The organism is Bacillus sp. G16, assembly GCF_021282335.1.
Classification (GTDB): Bacteria; Bacillota; Bacilli; order Bacillales; family Bacillaceae; genus Bacillus; species Bacillus inaquosorum.
On sequence record NZ_JAJSOZ010000024.1, the window covers coordinates 13,053 to 37,830 of the forward strand.

Consider the following 24,778-nt stretch of genomic DNA (forward strand, 5'->3'; position numbering starts at 1 on the left):
TTGTATAGAAAACGAGATCCGCTCCGCCTGAATTCCCGGAGCTTACGGATCTCGCTATAATGTCAGAATGTGCCCTCCGTCAAAGAAATAAAGCGCACATCCCTTTACCTTTGTTTTTGCAATTTGCTCAACTGCCTTCGTGTACAGCTGAATTTGCGTTTCGTATCGTTTTTTCAAGATCGGGGCCGCTCCTTCAAAGCCGTGCTGGAATTTGCCCTCAATCCGGTCTGATTTATAGTCCAAGAGATATAAACCGTCCTCAGTTTCATAGAGACAGTCGATGATTCCCTGCACTAATAGCGGCTCATCAGCCTCCTGTGCATCAGGATAGATCTCCTTAGCCGGAAGCGCTAAACTGAATGGCACTTCCCGGTCCTTCCATTTAGCGCCGATCAGCCGTCCGCCGATTTCTGTATGGAAAAATTGAACGATTTCTTCTATATCAATAGCGGCTTTTTGTTCTTCAGTGAGCAGCTCTTTTTCATAAAGCTTGTGAACCGTCTGCTCCGCTTCTTCTATTGTCGGCACATGTGTGAGCGGGATATGCTGCATAACCGTATGCATGGCCGTCCCTTTTTCCGCCGCTGTCAAACCTTTTTTCATCATAAAAGCGGGACGCCTGTACAGAATGCTTCCATCTGCCGGTTTAACGGGGGCCCTGCCGCTGTATTCATCCTCGTACTCTCTTTTTCTCTTGATCTCAGAAACTGACTGCTTTGTGCGAATTTGCGTCACCTCATGATGCGGATATGTCCAGCTTAGCTGCTCCCGGGCTTTCTCATCAAACGCAAACGGGCCGGGAACTGGTTCACCTCGGCGGATCGCTTCTAGGCGCTCGCTTTTTTCTTCCAATCTTTCTTCCAGATCATCATCCAGCAAATCATAGGAATGGATCATTTGAACGGCAAAACGGGCCGGGTGGCCTGATATGTCAGCATGCGCTGCCGCACCGTTTTCAGCCAAAGCCTCCAAATCTCTGTGTCTGGCAAGAGCCGGCCCGATGAAATCTAAATAGGTTTTTGCCTGATAGCGGTCAAATTCCGGGAGAAGCCAGTCAGTTTGGGACGCAGTTGCCTGCCATTTTGCGAGCTGTTTCTGATGATCCTTGCACGAGCCAATCAGAAACAGCTTTTCCTTCGCTCTCGTTAATGCGACATAGAGAACACGCAATTCCTCTGACAATAGCTCCCTGCGCATTTTTTTCTTCATGGCAATGAGCGGAAGCGTCGGATAGCTGATGCGCAATTGCGGATGAATAAACTTCGTGCCAAACCCGAGCTCCTTGTCCAGCAGGTACGATTTGTTCAAGTCCATCATGTTGAAGTTCCGTCCGAGACCCGCTGCAAACACGACTGGAAATTCAAGCCCTTTGCTGCTGTGGATCGTCATTAAGCGGACAACATCCTCCTGCTCGCTGAGCGCTCTCGCCGTTCCAAGATCATCGCCCCGCTCCTGCATGCGTTCGATAAACCGCAGGAAACGGAACAGGCCGCGAAATGCCGTCGATTCATATTGGCGCGCCCGGTCGTAGAGAACGCGCAAATTTGCCTGGCGCTGTTTTCCGCCCGGCATCCCGCCGACATAATCCATGTATTTTGTATCGCGGTACACTTCCCAAATCAGCTCAGATACTGAGTGGTTTTTCGAAAACGCACGCCATTTTTGCAGATGTCCGTAGAACGTTTGCAGCTTTTGATAAAGCTCGTCGTTCCGGTCGCCGGCAGCCAAGTAGTCTTTCATCGCTTCATAGTACGGCGCTTTTGTATTTTCAAGCCGGATCAAAGACAGCTCGTTTTCATCTGCTCCGACAATCGGTGAGCGCAGAACAGAGGCAAGCGGTATATCCTGATACGGGTTATCGATCACCTTCAGCACAGAAAGCGCGACGGCGACTTCGACCGCTTCAAAATAGCCTGACGTTAAATTGGCGTAAACCGGTATGCCCTGTGCTCTCAGCTCCTCCATGATTTGCGGCGCCCACGGCATGGAACGTAACAAAATCACGATATCGCGGTATTGAATATTGCGGTGTGTTTTCGTTTTTCCGTCATACACCTTAAATGGCGATGAAATCAACTTACGAATTTCCATAGCGATCGCTTTCGCCTCGAACTGCACCGTTTCCAGCTCTTCTGCTTCCTCGCCTGCATCCGTCTCTTCTGAGTTGTCGATCAGCAGCAGCTCTGTTTCCGTCTCATCATTATCCGGGTACGCCGCACCAAGCTTCAGCTCAGCCTGCTCGTCATAATTAACCTCACCGATTTTGCCGCCCATCAGCTGTTTAAATAAAAAGTTTGTGCTGTCTAAAATATCAGCCCGGCTTCGGAAATTCTTATTCAGGTCGATTTTCCGTCCCGTGCCTTCTCCGCTCTCTGTAAACCGTTTGTATTTGGAGAGGAAAAGAAGCGGCTCCGCAAGCCTGAATCGATAAATCGACTGTTTGACATCTCCTACCATAAACAGGTTGCCGGTCTCCTCCGGTCCGCTAGTGACGAGCTGCAGGATCGATTCCTGCACTAGGTTGGTATCCTGATATTCGTCAACGAGCACCTCATGAAACTGCTCCTGATAAAATCTTGCTGCCTCGCTCGGCTCTCGTTCGCCTTTGCCATTCTCAGCTGTCAAAATGGATAAACAGTAATGCTCCAAATCTGAAAAATCAATGATTGATTTTTCCTGCTTCGCGGCTTCGAATCGTTTTCCGTAGCTGATGACAAGCTGTACGAGCGTTTCAATGACAGGCTTCATGTCGGCTAAGCTTTTCAAATGCTGTTCAGGACTTCTTGTGAAGTAATCGGTTTTGAGCTTTTCGAGCAGTTTTTTTGCGCCATTTCTCAAATCCGTCGCTTCTTCAAGGAGTGCAGGATCAAACTCGTCACCTTTTACTGCTTTCGCGCGCTTAAAAGAGACTGCGGGCACCCGCTTATAAAGCTCAGTGAAATCGTCCTGATGCTGAATCAGTTCATCAATCTGCGCAAGATCATCAAGAAAATTGTCAGCGCGCGGCGCCGGGCCGCCCGGCGCTTTCGTCAGCTCAAGCGCGCGCTGCAGCTTCTCCTTCGCTCCGTTAAGCACCATCGCAATATCCTCTTTGACATATTGATAAAATGGAAGCTCCTCGATTGCGCTCTTTTCCGATACATCATATAAATGAACAAAGCTTTCCAGCCATGCCTCCGGGTTTGGATGAGAACGGGAATATTCATACACCTGTTTGACGAGAAATTGCAGATCCAGATCGTGCCGGTCTGTCGTGTAGCGGTCAACAAGCTCAAAAAACGCCTTTTCACCCTTCGCGTATTCGTCTTCAAACAGCTCGTCCAGCACTTCATCCCCAAGTAGCTCGCCTTCTGTCTGATCAGCAATCCGAAAGCCCGGATCAAGATCGATCAAGTAGTAATATTTCTTTAGCACTTGCAGGCAAAAGGAATGAAGTGTCGAAATACTGGCCCGGTTTAAAAGAGACAGCTGGCGTCTGATATGCAGCGAGCCGGGGCGTTTTACAAGCTCTTTTTCCAGGGCATCCGCGATCCGGTGTTTCATCTCTGCCGCTGAGGCGTTTGTAAATGTCACAACGAGAAGCCGGTCTACATCAATCGGGTTTTCTTCTGCGGTAATTTTCCGGATCATTCGTTCAACGAGCACAGCGGTTTTACCGGAGCCCGCCGCCGCTGCCACAAGAATATCCTGGCCGGTTGAAACAATGGCATTCCATTGGTCATCTGTCCATGTGCTGTCTGCCGGTTTAGGAATGTTCATTGCCATCCGCCTCCTTTTTTATCCACTCAAGTATCGTCTTGTCCTTTTCAGCCTTTAACGGGCGATACTCGTTTTCTTCTAATGATTCATCAAATTGGCATACTGATTTGAACGCACAGTATGTGCACGGTGTCTTGTTCTTCATTTTATAAGGCTCAATCGATACGCGTCCGTCGGTGATTTGTTCGCCTGCTTCTTGGAAGGTGCGGCGCACATGCTTCGTCAGCAGCTCAAATTCCTTTTCGCCGACTGCAGCTGAATCCGATCTGAGAGAGCCGTCTTTCTTCAAGCCGGCGTTGATGATATTTGACCGTCCCTCTTGAAGGGTTGTATCCATGAGGCGAACCGCTTCCTGATCGCCGAGGAGCAGGCCCTTCATCTTAAATTTCTTAAAGATCTCCTGTTCGATCTCGTCAAGCCCAAGCGGGAGGTTAGATTGAATCATCGGGTCATGAATATGGAAATACAGCACTCCGGCCGGCGTCGCTCTCATTCCGAGCCAGTCGGCTGAATGAGTAATCGATAAATCAAGGTACGTCAGCATTTGCAGCGCCAGTCCATAATATACTTCCGCTAAGTCAAGGCCTTTGTCGCTTGATTTATAATCGACAATCCTTAGAAGCAGGCCTTTTGAGCTTTCCGCTTTATCTACGCGGTCAATTCGCCCGACGAGCTCCATTGTGCAGCCGTTTTTCAGCTTAAAGGTCAGCGGCGGAAGCGGCCCTTTTCCTCCAAAGCCCAGTTCAAGCCCAATCGGCACGAATCCGCTCGCTTTCGCATGCTCGCTTAAAATGCCGGACACGCGTGTCACAATTTTTTGCAGCTTTTCCTTCACATAATAATGCCGGTTTGAGCTGAGCAAAATTTCCTTTTGCAGTTTCGGCGCCAGACGCTCTACCGCATCATAGGAGAACAGCTCGCACTGCTCTTTCGTTAAATCGCGCCAATCCATTTTTTGCTCGCGCAGCCGGTCTGAAATCAGCTTTAAGCTGGAATGAAACAGCTGGCCGATATCCGGTGCTTCGAGCTTGAAAAATTGCCGTTCCTTCAGATGCAGCCCGTGTGATGCAAAATGGGAGAACGGGCACGCGTTAAAGGTTTCCATTCTCGATACACTGCCCTGAATGCGTTCACCATAGAGCTGTCTCGACACGCTGCGTTCAAGCTGCTTCACTTCATTCCGGAAAAAAAGGCTTGAGAATAGCCTTTTCGATTGCAGCCTGTCCGGCTCACTCATCAGCACATTGTACGTGCTCCACCAGACGTCGCTGATGTCGTATTCCCGAGTCCATAATCTGAGCTGGCTGGCGGTAAAGGACTGTGCCACGCTTTTATTGACGACATACATCAGCTGTTCCTCATCGCTGACCTGCTCAGGTTCATTTGTCAACAGGCGCTCCTTATGCTGCGGAAACAGTTCTTCCAGCCGCTTAATGACAATCGACGGCAAAAGCGTTTTTCCTTCCGCATCAGCAATCGGATACGATACGTACAGCCGGTCAGACGGACTGGAAAACGCCATATAGATGAGGAAATGCTCATCAAGCAGACGCTCCCGCCCGCCTGAGGAAAGCTCAACCCCAACCGTTTTCAGCCATTCCCGGTCATCATCCGACAGCACCCCGTTTTCATCTGGGCGCGCCGGCAGAACGCCGTCGTTTGCCCCCAGCACAAAGGTGCAGGAGGTGCCATACATTCTGGACAAATCCATATTGCCGACAAACACCTGGTCAAGCGCAGGCGGAATAAGAGAAAATGTAAGCGACTCTGCGCCGGCTTCCATCATTTGCTGAAACAAATCAAGAGAAATCTCATCATCCCCCATCATTTCAACAAACTCCTCAAGCAGCTGAATGACTGCATCCCACGCCTGCTGATGCTGCTGCGCTTCAATGATTCTGCCGTCTTCCTCTGCACGCTGTCTTTCCTGATCCAGCTTCAGCGGCACATCCGTCTCTTCTAAATAGCGGTAGAGCGCCTCCGCCTTCTCCTGAACCGTCTTTGCTTTTTTCATTCGTTTCTGGAGCTGAAAAAGCGGAGGAACAATCCAGTCGCGTGTGTCATTCAGCATGTTTTCCATTTCGATTTCCTGATCGGTTTGCGTAAAATCATCATCCAATGACACAAAACGTCTGTAATGAAAACGGTCGCCCTTTGTCCAGCGATCGCCTTTGATCCCGTAGGCGATACAGTAATTTTCAAGCTGATCGACCTGTTCTCTCACCTTAGTCTTCGGCTCGTTAAGCGGGAATAGCAGTTCGGTTTTCACGCAGCGAAACACCGCTTCATAACGCCAATTCCCTTTCAGAACATCTAGGCTCGAGCGGATAAATTCGATTAACGGATGGTTCAGCATAGATGCTTTTCCGTCAATGAAATAAGGAATCTCGTAATCTGCGAAAACTTCCTTCACCATATCTTTGTAGTCTTCCGGCTGGCGCGCAAGAATCGCTACATCCTTATAGCGATAGCCTTTCTCTCTGACAAGAGCGTGAATTTCCCGGGCAATGCCTTCCAGCTCAGCTCGTCTGTTTGCGGCCTGCATCACAGTAAAGGCCTCTTGTTTTTCTGCATACGGAACGGCTGGACGCGCTTCATACTGCGCCTCTAGATGCGCCAATTCCGGTGTGCGCGTATGCCGTTCAGTCCCGCCTAACTCTTTATACGTAATGTCCAGATTCAGTTCCTTCGCCTTTTGGTGCAGGCGGTAATAGGTTTTTCCCGTCATTCTGAACAATTCCAATTCATGCGGCTCCCGCTCATATGACGGCTTGTCCGCTGTCAGCGAAAACGTGATGTGCTCTGCATGAACCATAAGCTGCTCCAACACCCTGAATTCCTGCGGTGTAAACTGATAAAAGCCGTCCACATAGATATGCGCGCCTTTTATATCTTCTGCAAGCGGAACATGCTCTGCCAGCAATGTTAAATAATCCTCAGAGTGAAGGTATTGACCTGCAAGGCTTTTTTCCATCTGTTGATATAAAATCGATAAATCATGAAGCTTCTCAGATAAAATACGTTCTCCGCGATACTCGGAAGCCGTTCCGCTTTCCGCCATCCGGCGGATGTCTTCCGGTTCCAGACAGTAGCGCTTAAACTCTGTCAGCATCCGTTCTACCTGTGCGGTAAACCCGCTTTTGTCACTCGCTTTTTGATAGACTTTAAACTCCTGTTTATGCTCCTCAATGAGCTTCCGCAGGAGCATCTGTACGCCTGTGCTCGTAAGAAACGGCCTGCTCATGCCTCCCGTATGCTGGAGGACGCGCCAGGCCAATCGTGAAAAGCTGAACACTTGAGCGCGTATCATTCCGCCCATATCAGGCGTTTTAGCAAGCTCGTATTCCATTAAAAACGTCATTTGATCCGGGACTAGAAAAATGATCGGTTTCCCGAATGGAGCCCGGCGCAGTTCATCCTGAATGCTGTCGATGATCAGCTTCGTTTTTCCACTCCCGGACCTGCCTACTAAAAACTCTGCTCCCAATTAGAAGACCCCTCTCTTTTTATCTCTATATATTTTATCGAATGTTGACGAAAATGACCAATCTGATCTATTGGTAAAAACGGCCTTTTCGCATATAAAAAGCTGAATTTCTCCGCACATGTCTCCCCGCCCTACATATACTTTTACGAAAACCCAATTCCTAGGAATGGAGTTGACCCCTCGTGTATTACAGCTACTACCCCTATCCGGCGCCATACCGGGAAGATCCTGTTTTGATTCGGAATTTAAAAAAGGCCATTAACGGAGAATTCAGCGCGATTCAATGCTATCGCAAGCTTGCCGAACTTACCTGCCGCGATGGAGTCAGAAAACAGATTGAAGAAATCAGGCGTGACGAAATGCGCCACCTCCGTGAATTTTCCACACTGTACGGTGCCATTACCGGCAAACACATCATGCCAAAACAGACGGAGGAATGCCCGGACACTTTCACAAGAGGGCTGGACGCCGCTTTTAAAGATGAACAAGAAACAGCCGACTTTTACTTGCGTGCGGCCGAGGAAACCCCAAACTTAAAAGCGAAAGGCATCTTCACGCGCGCCGCCCGTGATGAACAAAATCACGCTGTCTGGTTTCTATACTTCTTGATGAAACGTTAAATATACCTGCACAGTGAATACCCATATATCCCCTCACCCAAAAACGCACTCACCTGTTTTTTTCAAATAAAGCCGGGAAACATAAAACTATACACTGCCACACAGGGGGGGATCAACCATGGAGCAAAATTCAGAAGCTTGTATTGAGGCTTGCATTGATTGTATGGAGGCTTGTAATCATTGTTTTACAAAATGCCTGGAAGAAAACGCGTATCACGATCTCAGCGGCTGTATCCGGCTTGACAGGGAATGCGCGGATATTTGCGCGCTGGCAGTCAAAGCCATGCAAACAGACAGCCCGTTCATGAAAGAAATCTGCGCACTTTGCGCCGATATTTGTGAAGCGTGCGGCACTGAATGCGAAAAGCATGACCACGATCATTGCCAGGCATGTGCGAAGTCCTGCTTTGCCTGCGCTGAACAATGCCGCAGCATGGCAGCGTGATAAAGGACGGAGAGGGTTCAAAAAAGAACCCTCTTTTTCATTTGGACAGCCATACGGAGTACAAATCAATCCACCCCTCTTCATCAAGCATCAGTCCTTTCACATTTTCACTTGATGTCACCTGCAGCACATTTTGATACAGCGGAATCGCATTGAACTCCTTTATAAGCTGGCAGTCAATATCCCGCAGCATATTGATTCTCGAACAGCGGTCAGGCGTCGAAAAAATGCGTTCTGACATTTCTGAGCATATCTGTTCCAGCTTTTCAGATAGGTGCTGACTCAAAAAACTGTTCTGCGACAGCAGCAAATGCAGAAAACCAAACTCGCTGTCTTGATAAAACGTCGCACTGTCATGAATGATATCCGCCATTTGCACGATTTCGGGCCGGCGAAGATCAGCAGAATCACAGAATTGAAGCGCTAGCCTGATACCTTGTTGGGCGCAAACATTTTGAATCCACTCGGCATCCTCACGATGATCCGTTTCCGAAAAGGTATACAGCACCAGCGTTTCTCCCTTATACCCGCTTTGCTTCAGCAATTCAGAAGGTGAAACGCCGCCCCAATCTAAAAGATTCGGATGCAAAAAAGACGTAACCGGGATTCTGCGGTGCCCTCCCGCTTCACGAACAAGACGTTGAGAGGAAATCAGCAGGCGGAGCGCTTTTCTAAAGCTTCGATGCTGAAGAGTAATATGTCCAGTACGGCTGTTCACCATCGCATCAAAAATTTGTACATTTAAAAGCACAATTCTTTGTTTTATTATTTCGTTAATTTTTGTGTCCCAAAAAACATCAAGAAATGAAACAGTTACGTCAGCAGATCCTTGTCTTTAAATGTTTAACCAAATATGTATACTCCCAGCATATGAAGAATATACAAGAAAGTGACTCGATAGACTCTATAATAAAAACACTATTTTATGTTAAAATTATTCTGCTATGGATACGGAAAAGTTATCAAATTCAATGATTAGATTGTTTAATGAAAACGGCAATACCCCTATGAACCAGTATGAAGCTTTAACAGCCACAAACATACTTGGAAGGAGTGCAAAGTCTGGAGATTATAAGTACATTGCTTTTATCTGTCCTGGCTTGAAAGGGTTCTTTAATTGGCACTCTCATGTTAGGCATGGAATAAAAGCAACGGTGGTTAAAGCTGGCCAAGCTAAAATAGTCTACAAAGAAGGCTTGGAAGTTATAGATGAACTTGTTTTGAAATATTATGATTCAGAGGTTGATGTTTCAGCCATTGAAGCATCTAATTCAGCCTACTATGCTGAACAGTGCATAAATTACGTTTGTAAGGCCCTTATTGAGCTTCAGAGATCCGATTTGATTAAATATATATATTCATCAGAAGTTATCTCTGACGAGCCTGAAAACGATGATTCTAACGGTCCTCAATGGATATACATTTTTAGGCATCCTAAAGTTAGAAACGAACTTAAAATTGGAATGACTGTTCGTCCTTGGCAAGAGCGTTATGCCGAAGCAAATATGAATACATATACCTCAAGAGACTTGGAAGTAGTAGCCACATTCCCTTGCAAGGATTGTAAAGCAGTTGAGAGATTGATCCACACTCAATTTGAAGAGTACAGACTTCCACCAAAGACTGGCCAAACTAAGCAACCGGAGTGGTTTGAATTCCCTGAAGATAAAGTTGATGAAGTAATTACTCGGATTGAAAAGTTTATGAAATCAATAGATTTGTTAGCTATATAAAAGGTTGGAGATTTGTCTCCAGCCTTTTTTGTTTTTTTATAAAGCAGATATAAAAGTTATGCCAATTAAGACTGCTATAGTAGTCTTTTTTATATTTCAATTTATGTTTTCGAATTACCAGATATAAATACAAAGTAAAGCAAAGAGATTAAAAAAATCGAAGGATATAATTATGACTAACTCAACTACTAGTGTTGTTGCGCCGACGCCTGAATTTGTTAAGCCAAAAATCATCATCCTTGAAGGTGTTGATCGTTCGGGAAAATCAACTTTACAACATGCTATAAATAAAGCCACTTGCTACAAACATATTGTAGTCGATAGGGGACCGATTGGTTTTAAAACATACTGTGACCTGTTTAGTCGGGATCCTCAATTATGGGATAACTATGATGATTTAGAAAAACACCTAGCTAAGATGGAAGACGTACTCGTAATTTACCTTGCTTGTGACACAAAGGTCCTGATAGATCGATGCATTCAGACCGGCCACGAAATTCTTGATTATACTCTGCATAAGCATTTTTATAAATTTTATTTTGATAAGCCCCCAATGAAGAAGATCATTGTAGACACAACATATAAGATTCCTGAGGAAATTGCTAACGATCTTGTCAAGGAGGGAGTCCTTTAATGAAAAAGGTTGTAATTTACTGCGATGGCGCAGCAAGAAATAACGGAAAAGACAACAATGTCGGAGGTTTTGGGGCAGTTCTTCGATATGGTGACCACGTTAAAACCATTAAGGCTGGCTTTAGAAACGTGACTAATAACATGATGGAAATTCGTACAGCTATTGAAGCCCTTAAACAATTAAAAACAACTAATATCCCTGTAGAAATCAATACTGATTCTGCATATCTGTGCAACTGTATGAACCAAGGTTGGTTTAAGAAATGGATGAATAACGGATGGGTTACAGCTGGTAAAAAGCCGGTGGAGAATCGACAGTTATGGATTGAATTAATTGAACTGGTCGAACAATTCCCGTTTATCACTTTTAACAAAGTTAAAGCCCATTCAGGAATCCCGGATAAATGAACTTGCCGATAGATTAGCAAATGAGGCAATGGATGAACTTACAAGAGGTGCTGCCGTATGAATGAATCAGTCTTCATTATTGTTTATGAGCACGAAGGTGAATTCGGATTTAAAGAATCAAGGATGAAACTTTCCGAAGTAAAGAGTTCGCTGTAGCTTTGGAATAAAGTTTAATCAAAAGTATTTCGCAGAAACTCATTCTGGGCAAATAAAAAGAATCCATTTTGAAAAAAGATTGATCAAAATGGATTCTTACCTAGCAGATTTAAGTTTAGTTTTTATAAAAAAGTTTAATCACTTTCAAGGTGCCTAAATATTTTCAACTTGGCTTACAAATGATATAGTGACCTCTATTACGTGGCGTTGAGAGTCAAGTATTTATCTTTTTTTTATAAAGTAAGGGTAAGCTTATTAAAAGCATAACAATCCCTAGTGCTAAAAAATATAGTGGCATCGCAAGGATTGTTCCGTTATGAAAAACGCTCATACCATAGATTGTAGCGCTGACGAGTAAATAATAACCTAAGCTAAATATCGCACCCGCAGAACCAATGACGTCTTGAAAGTCAATGAGCGCTAAGCTTAAACAATTTGGTAAAGCGGTACCTGTACCAAATAAAATAATGAACACACTAACAATCATGATTGGCATTTGTAATGAAGTCGATAAAAAATGTACCGATGTAGCGAGCATTGTACCGATGAGCATAATGGCTAACCCGCGTACGATAATCTTCTCAGGTTTTGTGTGGCTAACGAGTCGTTTAGATAGCATCGCACCTGCGATAGAAGAGAGAGCAACGATAATACCTAAAAAACCATACATCGCACTTGTTAGTGTAAAGTATTGCGTAAAAATAAACGGTGCTTCGGTATAATAGCTAAATAATACACCGTTAATACCGCCAATTAATACGCCATAGCGCCATAGACGGGCATTTGTAATCATGCGCTTTACTATTGGTATTAGAGGCTTCATTTCGATTGTAGCAAGCATTGTTTCAGGTAAGCGTAAAAACGCATAGCAAAATACAATAACACTCATAACGACTAATACCAAAAATACGACTTTAAAGCCAAAATAATAATCGGTAAAACCACCGATTAACGGGCCAATGGCAGGTGTGAAGGCAAGGACAGCTGAAATTTGAGCGAACAATTTATGTCGCTCAACGCCAGAAAAGCTTTCGCGTAAAATCGTTTGTGTCACGACAGAGCCAACACTTGCACCAAACGCTTGAATAAAACGCGCTACTAATAAAACCGCCATTTCATTTGCTACTAAACAAAGTACGTTACCAACAAAATATAAAAACAGCCCATAAAGCATTGCCTTGCGACGACCGATTTTATCGGATAAACGCCCAAAGAAAAATACCCCGAAGGCAAAAGCGATAAAGTACACACTCATCGTAAGCTGTGCATCATTCATAGAAGTTTCAAACGCTTCTGCGATAGAAGGTAATGATGGACTAAAAATGGTTTCACTAATTTGTGGGAAGCCTACTAATACAATCAGTAATAATAAGCTAGGTGTTTTGTTTTCGATGTTTTTCTTCAAAATAATCCTCTCCTAGATAATTATAGGTTTGAAAGAAAAACATCGTAGCTTGGGAAATGGTGGCTTCACGAGTTTAATTTTTTCTAAATCACTCATGAATTCACTTCCTTCCATTAAAAATACGTAGGGAATTATACTATCTTTTTAGTAAATATTCAATAAAAAGTTTTCTCCTTATTAGTTTTTCCCACTCCATTAGTACTATCTAGATAAGTGTATGCAAAGGGATAAAACGGTGCAACTTTTTTAAAAACGGTACGACTTTATTTTAAAGCCACATTCGCTTTATCTTTTGTCGCGGGGTTTACAACATCACATGATAATAAAAAACTAGAGAGTGCTTTCTCGGTTAATAAAGAAGGATTACTTAAAGTACGAAGTTGTTTTTGAGGGGAAATTAAAATTCATTGAAAATAATCAATAAAAAATTATTTAATTCATTTACGTTTTCATACTTTTAGATATAAATATATTGTAATTATTATTGAAAAAATTATTGAAAAATCGGAGGAATTAAATTATGCCTAAAAACAATACATACGGCAAAAGCTCATTCGGCTTATCAAGTACGAGCTCCACACAATAAGGCCCGTTTTCTAAGACTTGTTTCACTCCGTGTAACAGCCATTTATAAGGGTTGTCAGCCTGTGCCAAAAAGCGTTGAAACGTAAATGCAACATCCCGCGCCGTCAGCGGCTGTCCGTTATGAAAAGACACTCCCTTTCGAAGAAAAAATCTCCATCGTTTTTCCCCCGCCTCTTCCCATCCATGAACCAAATGAGGCTTCGGCTCCTGCACAGCCGGAGCTAATGTGAGCAATGTATCAAATATCTGTTTGACGAAGTGCCCCTCAGACCGCAAAAATATCTGGCACGGGTCCAAACTGCTGACAGCTCCAGGGGTGATGAACAGCCGGAGCACATCCTTTTCTCCATCCCAGCCGGTCTCTGTCACAAAGCCGAACACCTCAGAAAACCACATGTCATATTCGTTTTGAAGCCCCGGAAACGCGGATTGATACTACTGAAGCAGTTCCTTTGCCTTTATAAGCTTTCCAGCCATTGTATATTCCTTGGCAGTTTGAAGAAGCAGCTCCTCTGGCTGGCGAAGAAACGCGATTTTCGATTTACGGCCGCGCCCCGCCCCGCTTTCCCGGATAATCCAATTCTTGTTCTCCAGCTTATGTAATATGAGCTTTGCATTTCTTTCTGTACAAAATAAACTGACAGCCATTTCAGCGAGCGTCATTTCGTTCATTTGCCCATACGCAGCGCTTCCTGTTTTTACGAGTGCCACGTAGTGCTCAAACAGCTTCAATCCCCGCACCTCCAGACAAAAGGGGAATCTTTTTCTCTTCTTTTCTTCACTTTTTGGGCCGCCGCCTATACACTACTACTATATCAAACAGCGAAAGGCGCGATCACATGTTGACCAGCTTTCAATCTATAAAATCGAGATACACCGCTCCCGTTTGGCTCCGCTTTTTAGGAGAAATGCTGACAAGCCTGACAGGTGCAATGATGGGTCCTTTCATGGTGCTGTATTTACATGAGCAATTAAACGGCAGTGTCATGATTCCGATGCTTATCATCAGTCTTCAGCCATTTGCTGATATTTGCTTGACGCTCGTTGCGGGACGGGTGACGGACCAGCTCGGGCGTCGCACTGCAATTTTGATCGCACTGCTTCTCCAATCAGCTGCCATGACGGGGTTTGTGTTTGCCGAGCATGCATGTTTTTTCGCCATTCTCTACGTCATGAATGGCATCGGGAGATCGTTGTACATACCTGCTTCCCGCGCCCAAATTGCCGAAAGCACGCCGGAAAGCAGACGTTCGGAAGTGTTTGCGGTCATCAATGCGATCTATTCAGCGGGCCTGACGGCAGGGCCCCTTCTGGGGATGCTGCTGTACAATTATAATCCCGTGTGGATATTCGCTTTAGATGCCGCGGCATTGTTTACCTACTTTCTGATCGCTGCACTGAAACTTCCAGAAACAAAGCCGCTAAAGCCAGCTGTTACACCGGAAATGTCCGCAAGCTTTACGATATACAGGCCTGTACTGCTTCTGTTGCTGCTTTCTCTCCCCATCAGCATGTTATACGCGCAAACAGAAACAACATACAGGCTCTTCAGCAAAAACATGTTTTCTGATTATCTGTCAATACTGATGATCTACTCGGCGGCAAAAGCTTTATTCAGCTTTGTTCTCCAAGTTCCTCTTGTAAAAGGGACAGAAAAGCTTTCAATGAAAACAATCCTTTTCATTACTTACATCTGCTACTCCCTTGCGGCTGCCGGCTTTGCATGCTCAGCCTCCCTGACAATGCTTTTAGTGACGGCAGCGGTGATGACGGTTGGCGAAAGCATCGGATTAACTCACATCCAGACCTTCATTTCGAAATTGGCACCACCCCATCTGCTCGGCCGGTTTTATGCGGTATACGGCCTGCATTGGGATATCTCCCGCTCAATCGGACCCCTGGCAGGAGGGCTGATCCTGACATCGTTTGGCGGAGAAGTGATTTTTTACTCCCTTGCCGCGTGTCTGCTGGCAGCTGCTTTATGCCTGACTTACACAATAGAGAAGCTCGAACACAAGGTCATAAGAAAAATGAATGGTTAATAGAAAATAATTCATAATTTCTTTATCAACGAAAATATACTATAGTAATAATACATTCACTACGTGAACAATTGGAGTGTTACGTGAAAAGGAAGAAGGGTTTTACATTGAAGAAAGACGAAAATCTCCTCAAAGATCTATGGTTTATCGCAATCAGTGCAGCCGGGGGGTTTATTCTTTCATTAACCGGAATGTCGATTGGATGGATGATCGGAACGCTGATTGTCGCCTGCTGCCTCGCCATGATACGTCCGGCATGGCTCATGATGACGCCAGACCAAAAAGGAATTAACCGCCGATGGCTCGCCCTCGGACAGATGATCCTCGGCATCGAATTGGGCCAAAAGCTGAACTTATCCGTCCTCTCTGTTCTCAAAGACCATTGGTTTTCAGTCGGCGTTATGCTGATATTGTCTATACTGCTGGCCATGCTGTCAGGATATGTGCTTTGGCGTTTCAGCAAAACGGATATGATGACAAGCTTTGTCGGCACGGCTCCCGGCGGGCTGTCTGCCATGCCGAGCATCGCGCAGGAGGTCGGCGCCAATACTGCCATTGTCAGCCTCGTTCAAATGATGCGGGTGCTGCTCGTGGTGCTTTCCATTCCGTTTTTGGTCATCCTGATCTATACAAAACAAGATCGTTCCGCAAGTGCTGCAGCAGAAACGCTTTCCACAGCAACGACAGATTTTAGGCTCGCTCCCGTTTTGTGGACCGCCGTTCTTATTCTCGCTGCCTGGGGAGCTTGTAAAGCTGCGAAACGTTTAAAGTTCCCGGCTCCATGGCTGCTCGGCAGTATGCTCGGTGTGGCACTTGTCCACGTTGGCGGAGCTGCGGTGACGGGACACGACATGATGGCTTGGTGGCCGTCACAAGCTAACCACGTATCGCAAGTATTTCTCGGGGCTACGATCGGCTCTAAGATGTATAAAAGCATGTTTTCCGGCGTCACCCGTGTTATCATCGTCGGTTTTGTCTCATCCGTCGGTTTAATCGCGGCTATGTTTTTGAGCGCCTTGATCGTTTCCAAGCTGACAGGCATCTCGCTCATCACTTCTGTTCTGGCATTTGCCCCCGGCGGCATTGCAGAAATGGCGACGACATCTGTTACCTTGCATGCCGATTCCACCTTTGTCGTCGCGGTTCAGGTCATACGCGTCATCCTTGTCATTGCCCTGTTGCCGCCGTTTTATCGTCTGCTTCACCATCTTCATGGTGAAAAAAAAGACAAAGAAAGCTCGATCAGCGGCAGCAATGCCTAATTGGAAAAACAATCCTCCCATGGTACACTTAAAGCAGATGGGGAAGGAGTGACTCTTTTGCTGCGCGACAATCCCGAGAAAACAATGCACTTATATTATGGAATATGCTTAGGAATCTGGCTGATTTATAATGTGGTGACATCCGGCTCCCCTGGACTGCCGCTGACGATTTTAGCCGGAGGAAATCTGATTTACCTTACCATCCTGAAAAAGAAAGAAGAAACGTGAAAAACACGCACCTCAGTGCGTGTTTTTTATTTAAAAACGTTGTGAAGACCATCTTCCATTTCTTCTGACGACGGATACCATTTTGTCACCAAATCCCGAAACAGCCGTTCCGCAAAAAGAACCTCTTCCTCTGTATACCGGTCAAAAAATGACAGAAAACGCTGTTCGACCTTCTGATGATAATATTTATGCAAATTGTGAAGTTTTTTCCCAGCCGGCGTCAGTCGGAAGTAGACCTCCTTTTTGTTATCGCTGAGCTGAGTTCTATGAAGGAAACCTGCGCCGAGCATTTTTGTGCTGATGCGCGATACAGTCGCTTTTGTCGTATTCATTTTTTCTGCTATAGACGTGACATTGATTGGTTCATTGTCCCCGACACAGGATAGAACATGAATTTCTGTCATCGACAATTGAGATTTACTCCCGTGCTCGGCATCAAGCTTCTTCAATTCGTCAGCCAAAAAGGCTTTAATGAGCCCCTCCCATTTCTCCTGCTGATGAATGAGCTCCGCATACAATTCAAAAAGATTGCGTTTCGTATGGTCTGTGTTCATCGGGTTTTCCATCCTTTTTCATTCGATTGTTTCTTCTATCATACCGTTTTGTTACAGATGAAACAATCGAATTGCCTTACACCCGGCTGGTGACGGAAAACCAGCGGCTAATCCCTTTTTGAATCAACTCGGAACAATCAGGCGCTGATGCATCCACGGCCCAGGCAACATGTCCGTCAGGGCGAATTAATATTGTATGCACGTCCCGTAACTCTTCATTCGGTTCTGCAAGCGAGGCGGTTACCGTACACAAGCCTTTCAATCGGCTATGCTCATCAGCTTCTTGCATCAATGACAGCAAAACGAATGTCCCATTTTGGAGACAGCTGTACAGCCGTTCCGAGCTGCCGTCGGAAAGAATCAGCTCCATATCAGGGAGCCTTGACCCGTTCAAGCGATGCGGCGGCATGTCTGGATCAGCTTCATACCTGACATCGAGCGCAGAAATTTGCCCCGCTACATATCGATTCACTTCAGGATAGGCAAGCAGCTCCGACATCATACTCCGCAAATGGAGGCCTGCTTGAGTGAAATCAATCAGTTTTGTCTGCGCCTCCGTGTTCCTCAGGAGCCCTTCTGCAGCCGGGTGCCGCTCCTCATGATAGCTGTCTAAAAGCCATGAAGGCGCAGCGCCCTTGATGGCCGCCGCCAGCTTCCATCCAAGATTCATCGCATCCTGAAGGCCCACATTCAGCCCTTGGCCGCCCGCTGGAAAATGAATATGTGCCGCATCCCCTGCAAGGAAGATTCTGCCGTCGCGGTACCGCTTCGCTTGGCGTGCGGCGTTCCCGAACCGTGACATCCAGGAAGGCTCGGTTAAACCGAAGTCAGTCCCGCAAATCCGTATGAGATCAGTTTTCAGCTCCTCCTCAGTGACAGGCACATCTTTCGGCGTCTGCGTGCGATAAGGGCTGATCACGACGACACGGTATCGGCCCGGAGAAAGCGGAACGATCATGACACCCCCCTCTTTTGTGCAAAGGGACAGCACGCCTGACGGCGGCGGAGAATGGAGCGCTACATCTCCAAGCGCTGCTGTAATGGTGCTGTCTGTTCCCGGAAACTCAATTCGAGCCTGTTTCCGGACAGTACTTCCTGCTCCATCGGCACCAACGACAAACATGCTCTTGATCGTCCGCAGACTGCCGTCCCGATCCTTGAAAATCGTTTGCGCCTCTGCTTCGTTTTGCGTAACCGCCAGCACCTCTGCCCCTCGAAACACCTCTGCCCCCAAGCTTCGCGCATGTTCCTCAAGCAGCTGCTCTGTTTTGGCCTGCGGAAGCAAAAGCGTGTAAGGGCAGTCCGTATCCAAGCCTGAAAAATCAAGACGGGTATCCAGCATCGAAAAGTGTCCGGAAGGTATCTTGGTTCCTTTGGATACGAAACGTTCCAGCAGCCCTCTCATCTCAAGAAGCTCCAGCGTGCGGGGATGCAGCGTCAGCGCCTTGGAATGCGGAACAGGCTTTTCAAGCCGCTCAATCACACATGTTTTCACTCCAGCCATCGCAAGCTCGGAAGCCAGCATAAATCCGACCGGCCCTCCCCCTATAATCACTGCTTCAACATTCATCTAAATCACTCCTTTTGTTTCATATAAAACTAATAAAAATCAATAAAAATAAAAGAAAAACCAAAAATAAAATATTTTTTTGTTACACACGTAACAATTATGATTATAACTCCTTACAATTTTTTCTTCAACACATTTTTCCAAACCAGTACAAAAAAGACGCCTCTTCAATTGGCGTCTTTTTGTTCAGCATCGGAAATCACACCGACGATATTTTTTTCTCTAATCGGACCAAAGTGCCGGCTGTCGAAGCTGTATATGCGATTATCTCCAACGACAAAATATTGACCTTTCGGCACCTTGCTTGTTCCTGTCACATCTTTCAACGTAAAATCACCTGTTACATGGCTTCCGGCGGAAACTGATTTCAAATGCTTCAAAAATGGTTCAGCAACCTGCTTCCCGTTCACATACAGCTGATCATCTTTATATTTGATCGATTCACCTGGCAAGCCGATTACCCGCTTAATCAGCACTTTTTGATCAGGGCCTTTAAAAAGGACAATATCAAAGCGATGGATGGTTTTAAATCGATGCGAAAATTTATTGACCAACAGTTCGTTCCCTTCCTGAAAGGTCGGGTTCATGCTGACGCCTTCCACTTTATAATCAATAAAGACGGCATTTTTAACCTGAATGGCGAGAACGACGGACACTACACCGGCAAGAAACCAAAACCGTTTTTTCATGTTACTGTCTCCCTCCATCATGCTCACGCTGACTAGCTCTCACATGCAGGTACCGCTCCACCTTTTTGCCGACATACCATAAGACAGCGATCACCAATACGGCGATGATCGTTCGAATCGGCTGTGTGATCAGCGCGTGCAGATCATATCCGATGAAGCTGATCATAAAAATCATGACAAGCTTTCCCGAGGCAGCCGCCAAAATAAACGGCCGCGTTCCGATCCTTGACAAACCGGCAACAACATTCACCGCGGCTGACGGTGTAAACGGAAAACAAAGCAGAAGAAACACAGGGCCGAAGCCGTGCCTTTCCACCCATAACATCAGCTTTCTGACCGACGGATGACTGCGGATAAATCCAAGCAATCTTCTCTGTCCGTATTGACGGACAATCAAAAATACGAGAATAGATCCAGCAGTTGATCCCGCCCAAGACAGGATGAATCCTTCCCACAGGCCAAACGAGTTCGTATTCGCCACCACAAACACGATCAGCGGCAAAAACGGAAGAAATGCTTCAACTAAAGGCAGCAGCACAGCTATGAGCGGACCGAAAGCCCTATAGCTTTGAAATAATTCAGTTAAATGTTCTTGTGTAAAATAGGATAAAAAATGCTCCAACATTTATACTCCTTACCGGGTTTGTCTATCCTTATTCTACACATTATCAGCAAAAAACTAAAAAGTTTTGGCGATTTTTTCTGTCTTGAAACATTTCACCAGCCGATATAGAATACATCTAGAACAAACGTTCCCGTTAGAAAGAAGGAGTCAGCAATGCCGAATTTGCAGGAGGAAATATACGAATTAATTGAACGGGCTCTCTTTTTGCCCATGGCAATTACAATTTTTAATCGTGATCTCGCCGGAATTGAGCAAAGCACATTAAAATTGAAGCATCCTTATAAACAGCTTATCAGCGAATCATTAAAAATAGCACAAAAGGATTTGATTGAAGTCAGAAAAGAACTGAGGAAAAGAAAAATTGCGATCCACGAGGCGGAACGCGATGAGGCCTTTACGCTTTATGTATTTGTGATCGATGGTTATGAAGAAAAGCACCGCTATTTTAATCCTCGAATCCGGGAGCAGGTCAGCGAATTATTAACGTTCTATCTATTTGCCCCTGACAGTCCATGAGTCTTTTGGATCATTATGCACTCTTCCAAGACTGCCCGCTCCCCTCTTCGGGCGATTCCAATAATAAATATCAGATAATTCACACTATACAAACAAAATAAATTTATTTATAATTCGAACCACAGCCTTTTCACCCCAAAAAATGACATGTGCTGCCATATCTGCGACATCATTTTCAGTGCGCTGCACACCCCACTCTAAATCGAAGGAGGATTTTATGAAACTGATTCACGTTCTCGCCGCTTTGCCCTTTATCGGAATTTTACTCGGCATCCCTTTTGCAAATAAAGTGACTCCCTATGTGTTCGGCATGCCGTTTATTCTTGCTTATATCGTGCTGTGGGCTCTTTTAACCTCTGCGTTGATGGCGCTTGTGTATGTCCTCGACAACGAAAATAAAAAGGAGGGAGCAGAATGAACGCAGCTCTCATGCTCATTTTTGGCGTCCTGCTCTTGAGCATTTTTCTCGGTATACGCGCCCAAAAAGGAAAAGACATGAACCTTGAGCAGTGGACGGTCGGAGGCCGCGGCTTCGGAACCGTGTTCGTCTTCTTATTGATGGCAGGCGAAATTTATACCACCTTTACGTTTCTCGGTGGAAGCGGCTGGGCCTACGGGAAAGGCGGACCGGCCTTTTACATCATCGCATACGGCTGTCTGGCCTATATCCTTTCTTATTGGCTACTTCCGGCAGTTTGGACGTACGCGAAACATCATAAGCTGATGTCGCAGTCTGATTTTTTCGCCAAAAAATATAACAGTCCGCTGCTTGGCGTGCTCGTTTCACTGGTGGGCATCGCAGCGCTCATTCCGTATCTTGTGCTGCAGCTGAAAGGCCTCGGGCTGATTGTATCGGAAACATCGTACGGCAAAATTTCTCCGGCCGCCGCCATCTGGATCGGCGCCATTTCCATCACGGTTTACGTTATGGTTTCCGGCATTCACGGGTCTGCCTGGATATCAGTTGTGAAAGACATCATGATTTTGGTTGTCGTTCTGTTTTTAGGTGTGTATTTGCCGATTCATTACTACGGCGGATTTCAAGACATGTTTCAGCAGATTGAAACGGCAAAGCCGGGCTTTCTTACGCTTCCCGATACGGGACAAAGTGCAGCGTGGTTCAGTTCAACCGTGCTCTTGACAGCGCTTGGTTTTTACATGTGGCCTCATACGTTTTCCGCTTCGTATTCAGCCGAAAATCCAAAAGTCTTTCGCAAAAACGCCATTATCATGCCTTTATACCAGCTGGTCCTGCTCTTCGTCCTTTTCGTCGGCTTTGCGGCTATCCTGCAAGTTCCAGATTTGAAAGGGGCAGATGGAGATTTGTCACTTTTGAGACTGTCACTGCAAACATTTGACCCTTGGTTTGTCGGGATCGTCGGCGCTGCCGGACTGCTGACGGCGCTTGTGCCGGGATCTATGATCTTAATGTCAGCCTCCACGCTGTTTGCAAAAAATGTGTACAAAGTGTTCGCTCCCCGCACGACAGATCAGCAAGTATCGGCGCTTGCTAAGTTTTTAGTGCCGGTGTTCGCGCTGATTTCGGTGTACTTTACCTTTAAAGGCGGGAATACCATCGTTACGCTGCTATTGATGGGCTACAGCCTGGTTACACAATTATTCCCGGCCCTTCTGTTCAGCCTGTTCAAGCATAATATAGTGACGAAGCAGGGAGCATTCGCAGGCATTATTACAGGTGTCGGAGCCGTTTCTTATATTACATTGACAGAAACAACAATCGGCACTTTATTTCCGGCGCTGCCGCAAGCCGCAAAAGATTTAAATGTCGGCATAGTCGCCTTGCTTTTGAACATTACGGTCATGATGGCAATCAGCCTTATGACAAGAAAAGCAAAAAGCGCTGCGGCCGATCAGGCGGCATAAGCATAAAAAAAGCAATCTGGACATCAGATTGCTTTTTCTTGTTTAGCGTTCACAGGCGATATAATCTTTATCGCGGTCTTTCTTTTTATTGGCATCATAAAGAGCCTTGGAGACGTAAGGCTTGTACTTCGTTTTTCCGCCTTTGTTTTTCACCTTCGACGTGCGGGCCACCCCGCCTTTGTATACTTTATTTAACTCCTTGCAGTTCTTATAGACCTTCACCTTTGTTTTGGCTTCCGCCACATGGTCTGCCCCGTATGAAAAACCGAAAACGAGACCGAGTGACAGCAAGACCGCCGCCGCTTTTTTCATGACGATGCACCCCCTCATATCCAATATTTAGGTTATTTATAGCTCGAATTTATCATAATTCATATAGTCTTATTTGACAAGATAAATATGGAAGAAGGGTTGTTTTTTTCTAGTTTTCTTTGTCTATAAGCGTTCAAACTGCCAAAACATGTTTTTCTCCATATGCTCAGGGGTACACATACGAATGTACACCAAACAGAAAAGGAGCGTTTTTGATGTCTGATTCAAATCTTAGCAATCCTTTAACAGCATTTTTTCATGATGAATTTCCTGAACAATATCAAGAACCGCCCGGCCTGCAGCAGAACATGAAGCCGATGCCGGATTGCGGAGAAAAAAGCTACAAAGGATCGGGTAAACTCACCGGCCGAAAAGCGCTTGTAACCGGCGGCGATTCCGGTATCGGCCGCGCTGCCGCGATTGCTTACGCCCGGGAAGGCGCCGATGTAGCCATTAACTACTTGCCTGCGGAACAGCCTGATGCTGAAGAGGTGAAGGAACTGATAGAAGCAGAAGGGCGAAAAGCAGTGCTGATCCCCGGAGACTTGAGCGACGAATCCTTTTGCCAGGACCTAATCAAACAGGCGCATCAGGAACTCGGCGGACTGGATGTGTTGGCGCTGGTTGCCGGCAAACAGCAAGCGGTCGAAAACATTGAAGATCTGCCTACTGAACAGATCTATAAAACATTTGAAGTGAACGTCTTTTCCCTATATTGGATTGTAAAAGCGGCGCTTCCGTTGTTGCCGGAAGGCGCGTCGATTATTACCACCACCTCAGTAGAAGGCTATAATCCAAGCCCGATGCTGTTAGATTACGCAGCAACGAAAAACGCCATTATCGGCTTTACCGTCGGACTGGGAAAACAGCTGGCTTCCAAAGGCATCAGAGTGAATTCAGTTGCACCTGGGCCAATTTGGACGCCGCTGCAGATTTCCGGAGGTCAGCCGACGGAAAACATCCCAAAATTCGGCCAAGGCACGCCGCCATCACCGCTAAACCGTGCTGGGCAGCCAGCAGAATTGGCAGATGTTTATGTATTTTTAGCTTCAGAGAATTCAAGCTATGTGACATCCCAGGTATACGGCATCACCGGCGGAATTCCGACGGCCTAAAGCAGGAGAAGGAGCTGCCCTGTTTGGTCAGCTCCTTTCTATTTTCTAATACCGCTCTCCAAGCTCACGCAAAATAAAATCATAAATCATCTTCGTCCGCTCTTCCTTCGGATACAGCATAAATTCCTGCCGTTTCGGCACGCGGTGTTCGATTCTGTCCTGGAATTTGGTTCTGAGCCATGCTGTCCGGTAAACCTGGTTTTCGAACGAATTGCAGGAGATCGGCAGCTCCATCGTTTTGCCGTTCGAAAACGTCACTTCCGTATCGTCGAATTCAGTCGGTTTGAATTCTTTCACATGCACATGGGAAATCCAGCCGCATTGGGGTCTTGTCGAAGAAAGTGTAGGGAATAAAAAGATTTGGTTCGAAGGGTCCACCATGATCGGCGGTTTGTGTGAAATTTTTGTCACTTCATAAGTTCCCGCTTTTCTTCCCGCATAGCTTGATCCGAAAAACCGGCAGCTTCTGTCGACAATTTGCAGCGGCTTCATGCTGACGTAAAACACGCAGTCTTTTTCAATAATTTTGGAATAGATTTTGCCGTCGATTTCTTCTGGCAGCACAGCAATTGTTGCGCCGTTTACTTCATACGATTCTAAAGGTGCGTCAGTTTTCTGACTCATATTATGGCCTCCATCCTTTTTCTGCAAAATTTATATTAATAATCTATCATCTGTTTTTATAAAACGACAGGTTTTTTTAACAAATAAGCTAAAATCATCTTTTAATGATATTTATCGGTACTAAAT

General features: G+C 45.8%; 21 protein-coding genes and 2 pseudogenes. 12 read left to right on the forward strand and 11 right to left on the reverse strand.

Annotated elements, in window-relative coordinates:
- Positions 1–54 precede the first annotated feature (54 nt).
- Both addA and addB read right to left on the reverse strand, forming a co-directional pair.
- On the reverse strand, positions 55–3,759 hold the full coding sequence (addA, locus tag LWH95_RS19600) for a helicase-exonuclease AddAB subunit AddA (RefSeq protein WP_232920200.1): 3,705 nt from the start codon (positions 3,757–3,759) through the stop codon (positions 55–57).
- On the reverse strand, positions 3,746–7,246 hold the full coding sequence (gene addB, locus LWH95_RS19605) for a helicase-exonuclease AddAB subunit AddB (RefSeq protein ID WP_232920201.1): 3,501 nt from the start codon (positions 7,244–7,246) through the stop codon (positions 3,746–3,748). The genes addA and addB overlap by 14 nt, the downstream gene beginning before the upstream one ends.
- A 182-nt stretch (positions 7,247–7,428) precedes the next feature.
- Between addB and LWH95_RS19610 the strand changes: the two genes are divergently transcribed.
- Both LWH95_RS19610 and LWH95_RS19615 read left to right on the forward strand, forming a co-directional pair.
- On the forward strand, positions 7,429–7,866 hold the full coding sequence (locus LWH95_RS19610) for a ferritin family protein (RefSeq protein WP_044427329.1): 438 nt from the start codon (positions 7,429–7,431) through the stop codon (positions 7,864–7,866).
- A gap of 118 nt (positions 7,867–7,984) precedes the next feature.
- A complete protein-coding gene (locus tag LWH95_RS19615; protein WP_044427326.1) occupies positions 7,985–8,311 on the forward strand; it encodes a four-helix bundle copper-binding protein in 327 nt (108 codons plus the stop codon).
- A gap of 37 nt (positions 8,312–8,348) precedes the next feature.
- Here LWH95_RS19615 and LWH95_RS19620 read toward each other — a convergent pair.
- Positions 8,349–9,002, reverse strand: a pseudogene (locus LWH95_RS19620) (SgrR family transcriptional regulator); the annotation flags it as partial.
- Positions 9,003–9,255: 253 nt separating this feature from the next.
- Between LWH95_RS19620 and LWH95_RS19625 the strand changes: the two are divergent.
- From LWH95_RS19625 to LWH95_RS19635, 3 genes are all read left to right on the forward strand, one after another.
- The gene (locus tag LWH95_RS19625) at positions 9,256–10,044 is read left to right on the forward strand and encodes a GIY-YIG nuclease family protein (protein ID WP_232920202.1); all 789 of its coding nucleotides are present in this window, start codon (positions 9,256–9,258) and stop codon (positions 10,042–10,044) included.
- A 172-nt stretch (positions 10,045–10,216) separates the two neighbouring features.
- On the forward strand, positions 10,217–10,678 hold the full coding sequence (locus LWH95_RS19630; RefSeq protein ID WP_133488013.1) for a hypothetical protein: 462 nt from the start codon (positions 10,217–10,219) through the stop codon (positions 10,676–10,678).
- Positions 10,678–11,085 (forward strand): ribonuclease H family protein, encoded by a 408-nt coding sequence (locus LWH95_RS19635; protein WP_232920203.1) that lies wholly within the window; start codon positions 10,678–10,680, stop codon positions 11,083–11,085. Before LWH95_RS19630 ends, LWH95_RS19635 begins: the two co-directional genes overlap by 1 nt.
- Positions 11,086–11,455: 370 nt before the next feature.
- Here the strand turns inward: LWH95_RS19635 and LWH95_RS19640 are convergent, their stop codons facing one another.
- Complete coding sequence (locus LWH95_RS19640) at positions 11,456–12,646, reverse strand: multidrug effflux MFS transporter (protein WP_232920204.1); 1,191 nt, start codon at positions 12,644–12,646, stop codon at positions 11,456–11,458.
- A 531-nt stretch (positions 12,647–13,177) separates the two neighbouring features.
- Positions 13,178–13,963: pseudogene (locus tag LWH95_RS19645) on the reverse strand (SgrR family transcriptional regulator); the annotation flags it as partial.
- 107 nt (positions 13,964–14,070) lie between these two features.
- On the opposite strand from LWH95_RS19645, the gene LWH95_RS19650 reads away from it, so the two are divergent.
- The 3 genes from LWH95_RS19650 (at position 14,071) to LWH95_RS19660 (ending at position 16,763) form a co-directional block, all read left to right on the forward strand.
- On the forward strand, positions 14,071–15,273 hold the full coding sequence (locus tag LWH95_RS19650) for an MDR family MFS transporter (protein ID WP_232920205.1): 1,203 nt from the start codon (positions 14,071–14,073) through the stop codon (positions 15,271–15,273).
- A 107-nt stretch (positions 15,274–15,380) separates the two neighbouring features.
- Entirely contained in the window at positions 15,381–16,535 is a 1,155-nt protein-coding gene (locus tag LWH95_RS19655) for an AbrB family transcriptional regulator (RefSeq protein ID WP_232920206.1), read from the forward strand.
- Positions 16,536–16,592: 57 nt separating this feature from the next.
- Positions 16,593–16,763 (forward strand): hypothetical protein, encoded by a 171-nt coding sequence (locus tag LWH95_RS19660; protein ID WP_003239424.1) that lies wholly within the window; start codon positions 16,593–16,595, stop codon positions 16,761–16,763.
- Positions 16,764–16,789: 26 nt separating this feature from the next.
- On the opposite strand, the gene LWH95_RS19665 is transcribed toward LWH95_RS19660, so the two are convergent.
- The 4 genes from LWH95_RS19665 to LWH95_RS19680 form a co-directional block, all read right to left on the reverse strand.
- A complete protein-coding gene (locus LWH95_RS19665) occupies positions 16,790–17,317 on the reverse strand; it encodes a MarR family transcriptional regulator (protein ID WP_232920207.1) in 528 nt (175 codons plus the stop codon).
- 76 nt (positions 17,318–17,393) lie between these two features.
- Positions 17,394–18,887, reverse strand: a complete 1,494-nt coding sequence (locus LWH95_RS19670) for a monooxygenase (RefSeq protein WP_232920208.1) — start codon at positions 18,885–18,887, stop codon at positions 17,394–17,396.
- A gap of 167 nt (positions 18,888–19,054) precedes the next feature.
- On the reverse strand, positions 19,055–19,576 hold the full coding sequence (gene lepB / locus LWH95_RS19675; protein WP_003239429.1) for a signal peptidase I: 522 nt from the start codon (positions 19,574–19,576) through the stop codon (positions 19,055–19,057).
- Position 19,577: 1 nt separating this feature from the next.
- Positions 19,578–20,201, reverse strand: coding sequence for a TVP38/TMEM64 family protein (locus LWH95_RS19680; RefSeq protein ID WP_232920209.1), 624 nt, complete (start codon positions 20,199–20,201; stop codon positions 19,578–19,580).
- A gap of 153 nt (positions 20,202–20,354) precedes the next feature.
- On the opposite strand from LWH95_RS19680, the gene LWH95_RS19685 reads away from it, so the two are divergent.
- The 3 genes from LWH95_RS19685 (at position 20,355) to LWH95_RS19695 (ending at position 22,601) form a co-directional block, all read left to right on the forward strand.
- On the forward strand, positions 20,355–20,717 hold the full coding sequence (locus LWH95_RS19685) for a hypothetical protein (protein ID WP_232920210.1): 363 nt from the start codon (positions 20,355–20,357) through the stop codon (positions 20,715–20,717).
- A gap of 217 nt (positions 20,718–20,934) precedes the next feature.
- Positions 20,935–21,135, forward strand: a complete 201-nt coding sequence (locus tag LWH95_RS19690) for a DUF3311 domain-containing protein (RefSeq protein ID WP_019257983.1) — start codon at positions 20,935–20,937, stop codon at positions 21,133–21,135.
- Positions 21,132–22,601: a sodium:solute symporter family protein gene (locus LWH95_RS19695; RefSeq protein WP_232920211.1), complete on the forward strand. Its 1,470-nt coding sequence runs from the start codon at positions 21,132–21,134 to the stop codon at positions 22,599–22,601. The genes LWH95_RS19690 and LWH95_RS19695 overlap by 4 nt, the downstream gene beginning before the upstream one ends.
- 42 nt (positions 22,602–22,643) lie before the next feature.
- Here the strand turns inward: LWH95_RS19695 and LWH95_RS19700 are convergent, their stop codons facing one another.
- Positions 22,644–22,913: an excalibur calcium-binding domain-containing protein gene (locus tag LWH95_RS19700; RefSeq protein WP_019713871.1), complete on the reverse strand. Its 270-nt coding sequence runs from the start codon at positions 22,911–22,913 to the stop codon at positions 22,644–22,646.
- A gap of 215 nt (positions 22,914–23,128) precedes the next feature.
- Here LWH95_RS19700 and LWH95_RS19705 point away from each other — a divergent pair, with 215 nt between their 5' ends.
- Positions 23,129–24,028 (forward strand): SDR family oxidoreductase, encoded by a 900-nt coding sequence (locus LWH95_RS19705; protein ID WP_133488029.1) that lies wholly within the window; start codon positions 23,129–23,131, stop codon positions 24,026–24,028.
- A gap of 45 nt (positions 24,029–24,073) precedes the next feature.
- On the opposite strand, the gene comK is transcribed toward LWH95_RS19705, so the two are convergent.
- A complete protein-coding gene (gene comK / locus LWH95_RS19710) occupies positions 24,074–24,652 on the reverse strand; it encodes a competence transcription factor ComK (RefSeq protein WP_003239439.1) in 579 nt (192 codons plus the stop codon).
- Between the last annotated feature and the right edge of the window lie 126 nt (positions 24,653–24,778).

Excerpts from the sequence above, each read along its gene's own strand:
- LWH95_RS19650 (WP_232920205.1), top strand. The coding sequence starts at position 14,071 with ATGTTGACCAGCTTTCAATCTATAAAATCGAGATACACCGCTCCCGTT.
- LWH95_RS19705 (WP_133488029.1), top strand. The coding sequence starts at position 23,129 with ATGTCTGATTCAAATCTTAGCAATCCTTTAACAGCATTTTTTCATGAT.
- LWH95_RS19670 (WP_232920208.1), bottom strand. The coding sequence starts at position 18,887 with ATGAATGTTGAAGCAGTGATTATAGGGGGAGGGCCGGTCGGATTTATG.
- LWH95_RS19625 (WP_232920202.1), top strand. The coding sequence starts at position 9,256 with ATGGATACGGAAAAGTTATCAAATTCAATGATTAGATTGTTTAATGAA.
- LWH95_RS19615 (WP_044427326.1), top strand. The coding sequence starts at position 7,985 with ATGGAGCAAAATTCAGAAGCTTGTATTGAGGCTTGCATTGATTGTATG.
- LWH95_RS19685 (WP_232920210.1), top strand. The coding sequence starts at position 20,355 with ATGCCGAATTTGCAGGAGGAAATATACGAATTAATTGAACGGGCTCTC.
- comK (WP_003239439.1), bottom strand. The coding sequence starts at position 24,652 with ATGAGTCAGAAAACTGACGCACCTTTAGAATCGTATGAAGTAAACGGC.
- LWH95_RS19635 (WP_232920203.1), top strand. The coding sequence starts at position 10,678 with ATGAAAAAGGTTGTAATTTACTGCGATGGCGCAGCAAGAAATAACGGA.
- lepB (WP_003239429.1), bottom strand. The coding sequence starts at position 19,576 with ATGAAAAAACGGTTTTGGTTTCTTGCCGGTGTAGTGTCCGTCGTTCTC.
- LWH95_RS19690 (WP_019257983.1), top strand. The coding sequence starts at position 20,935 with ATGAAACTGATTCACGTTCTCGCCGCTTTGCCCTTTATCGGAATTTTA.
- addA (WP_232920200.1), bottom strand. The coding sequence starts at position 3,759 with ATGAACATTCCTAAACCGGCAGACAGCACATGGACAGATGACCAATGG.
- LWH95_RS19680 (WP_232920209.1), bottom strand. The coding sequence starts at position 20,201 with ATGTTGGAGCATTTTTTATCCTATTTTACACAAGAACATTTAACTGAA.
- LWH95_RS19695 (WP_232920211.1), top strand. The coding sequence starts at position 21,132 with ATGAACGCAGCTCTCATGCTCATTTTTGGCGTCCTGCTCTTGAGCATT.
- LWH95_RS19700 (WP_019713871.1), bottom strand. The coding sequence starts at position 22,913 with ATGAAAAAAGCGGCGGCGGTCTTGCTGTCACTCGGTCTCGTTTTCGGT.
- LWH95_RS19630 (WP_133488013.1), top strand. The coding sequence starts at position 10,217 with ATGACTAACTCAACTACTAGTGTTGTTGCGCCGACGCCTGAATTTGTT.
- LWH95_RS19665 (WP_232920207.1), bottom strand. The coding sequence starts at position 17,317 with ATGAACACAGACCATACGAAACGCAATCTTTTTGAATTGTATGCGGAG.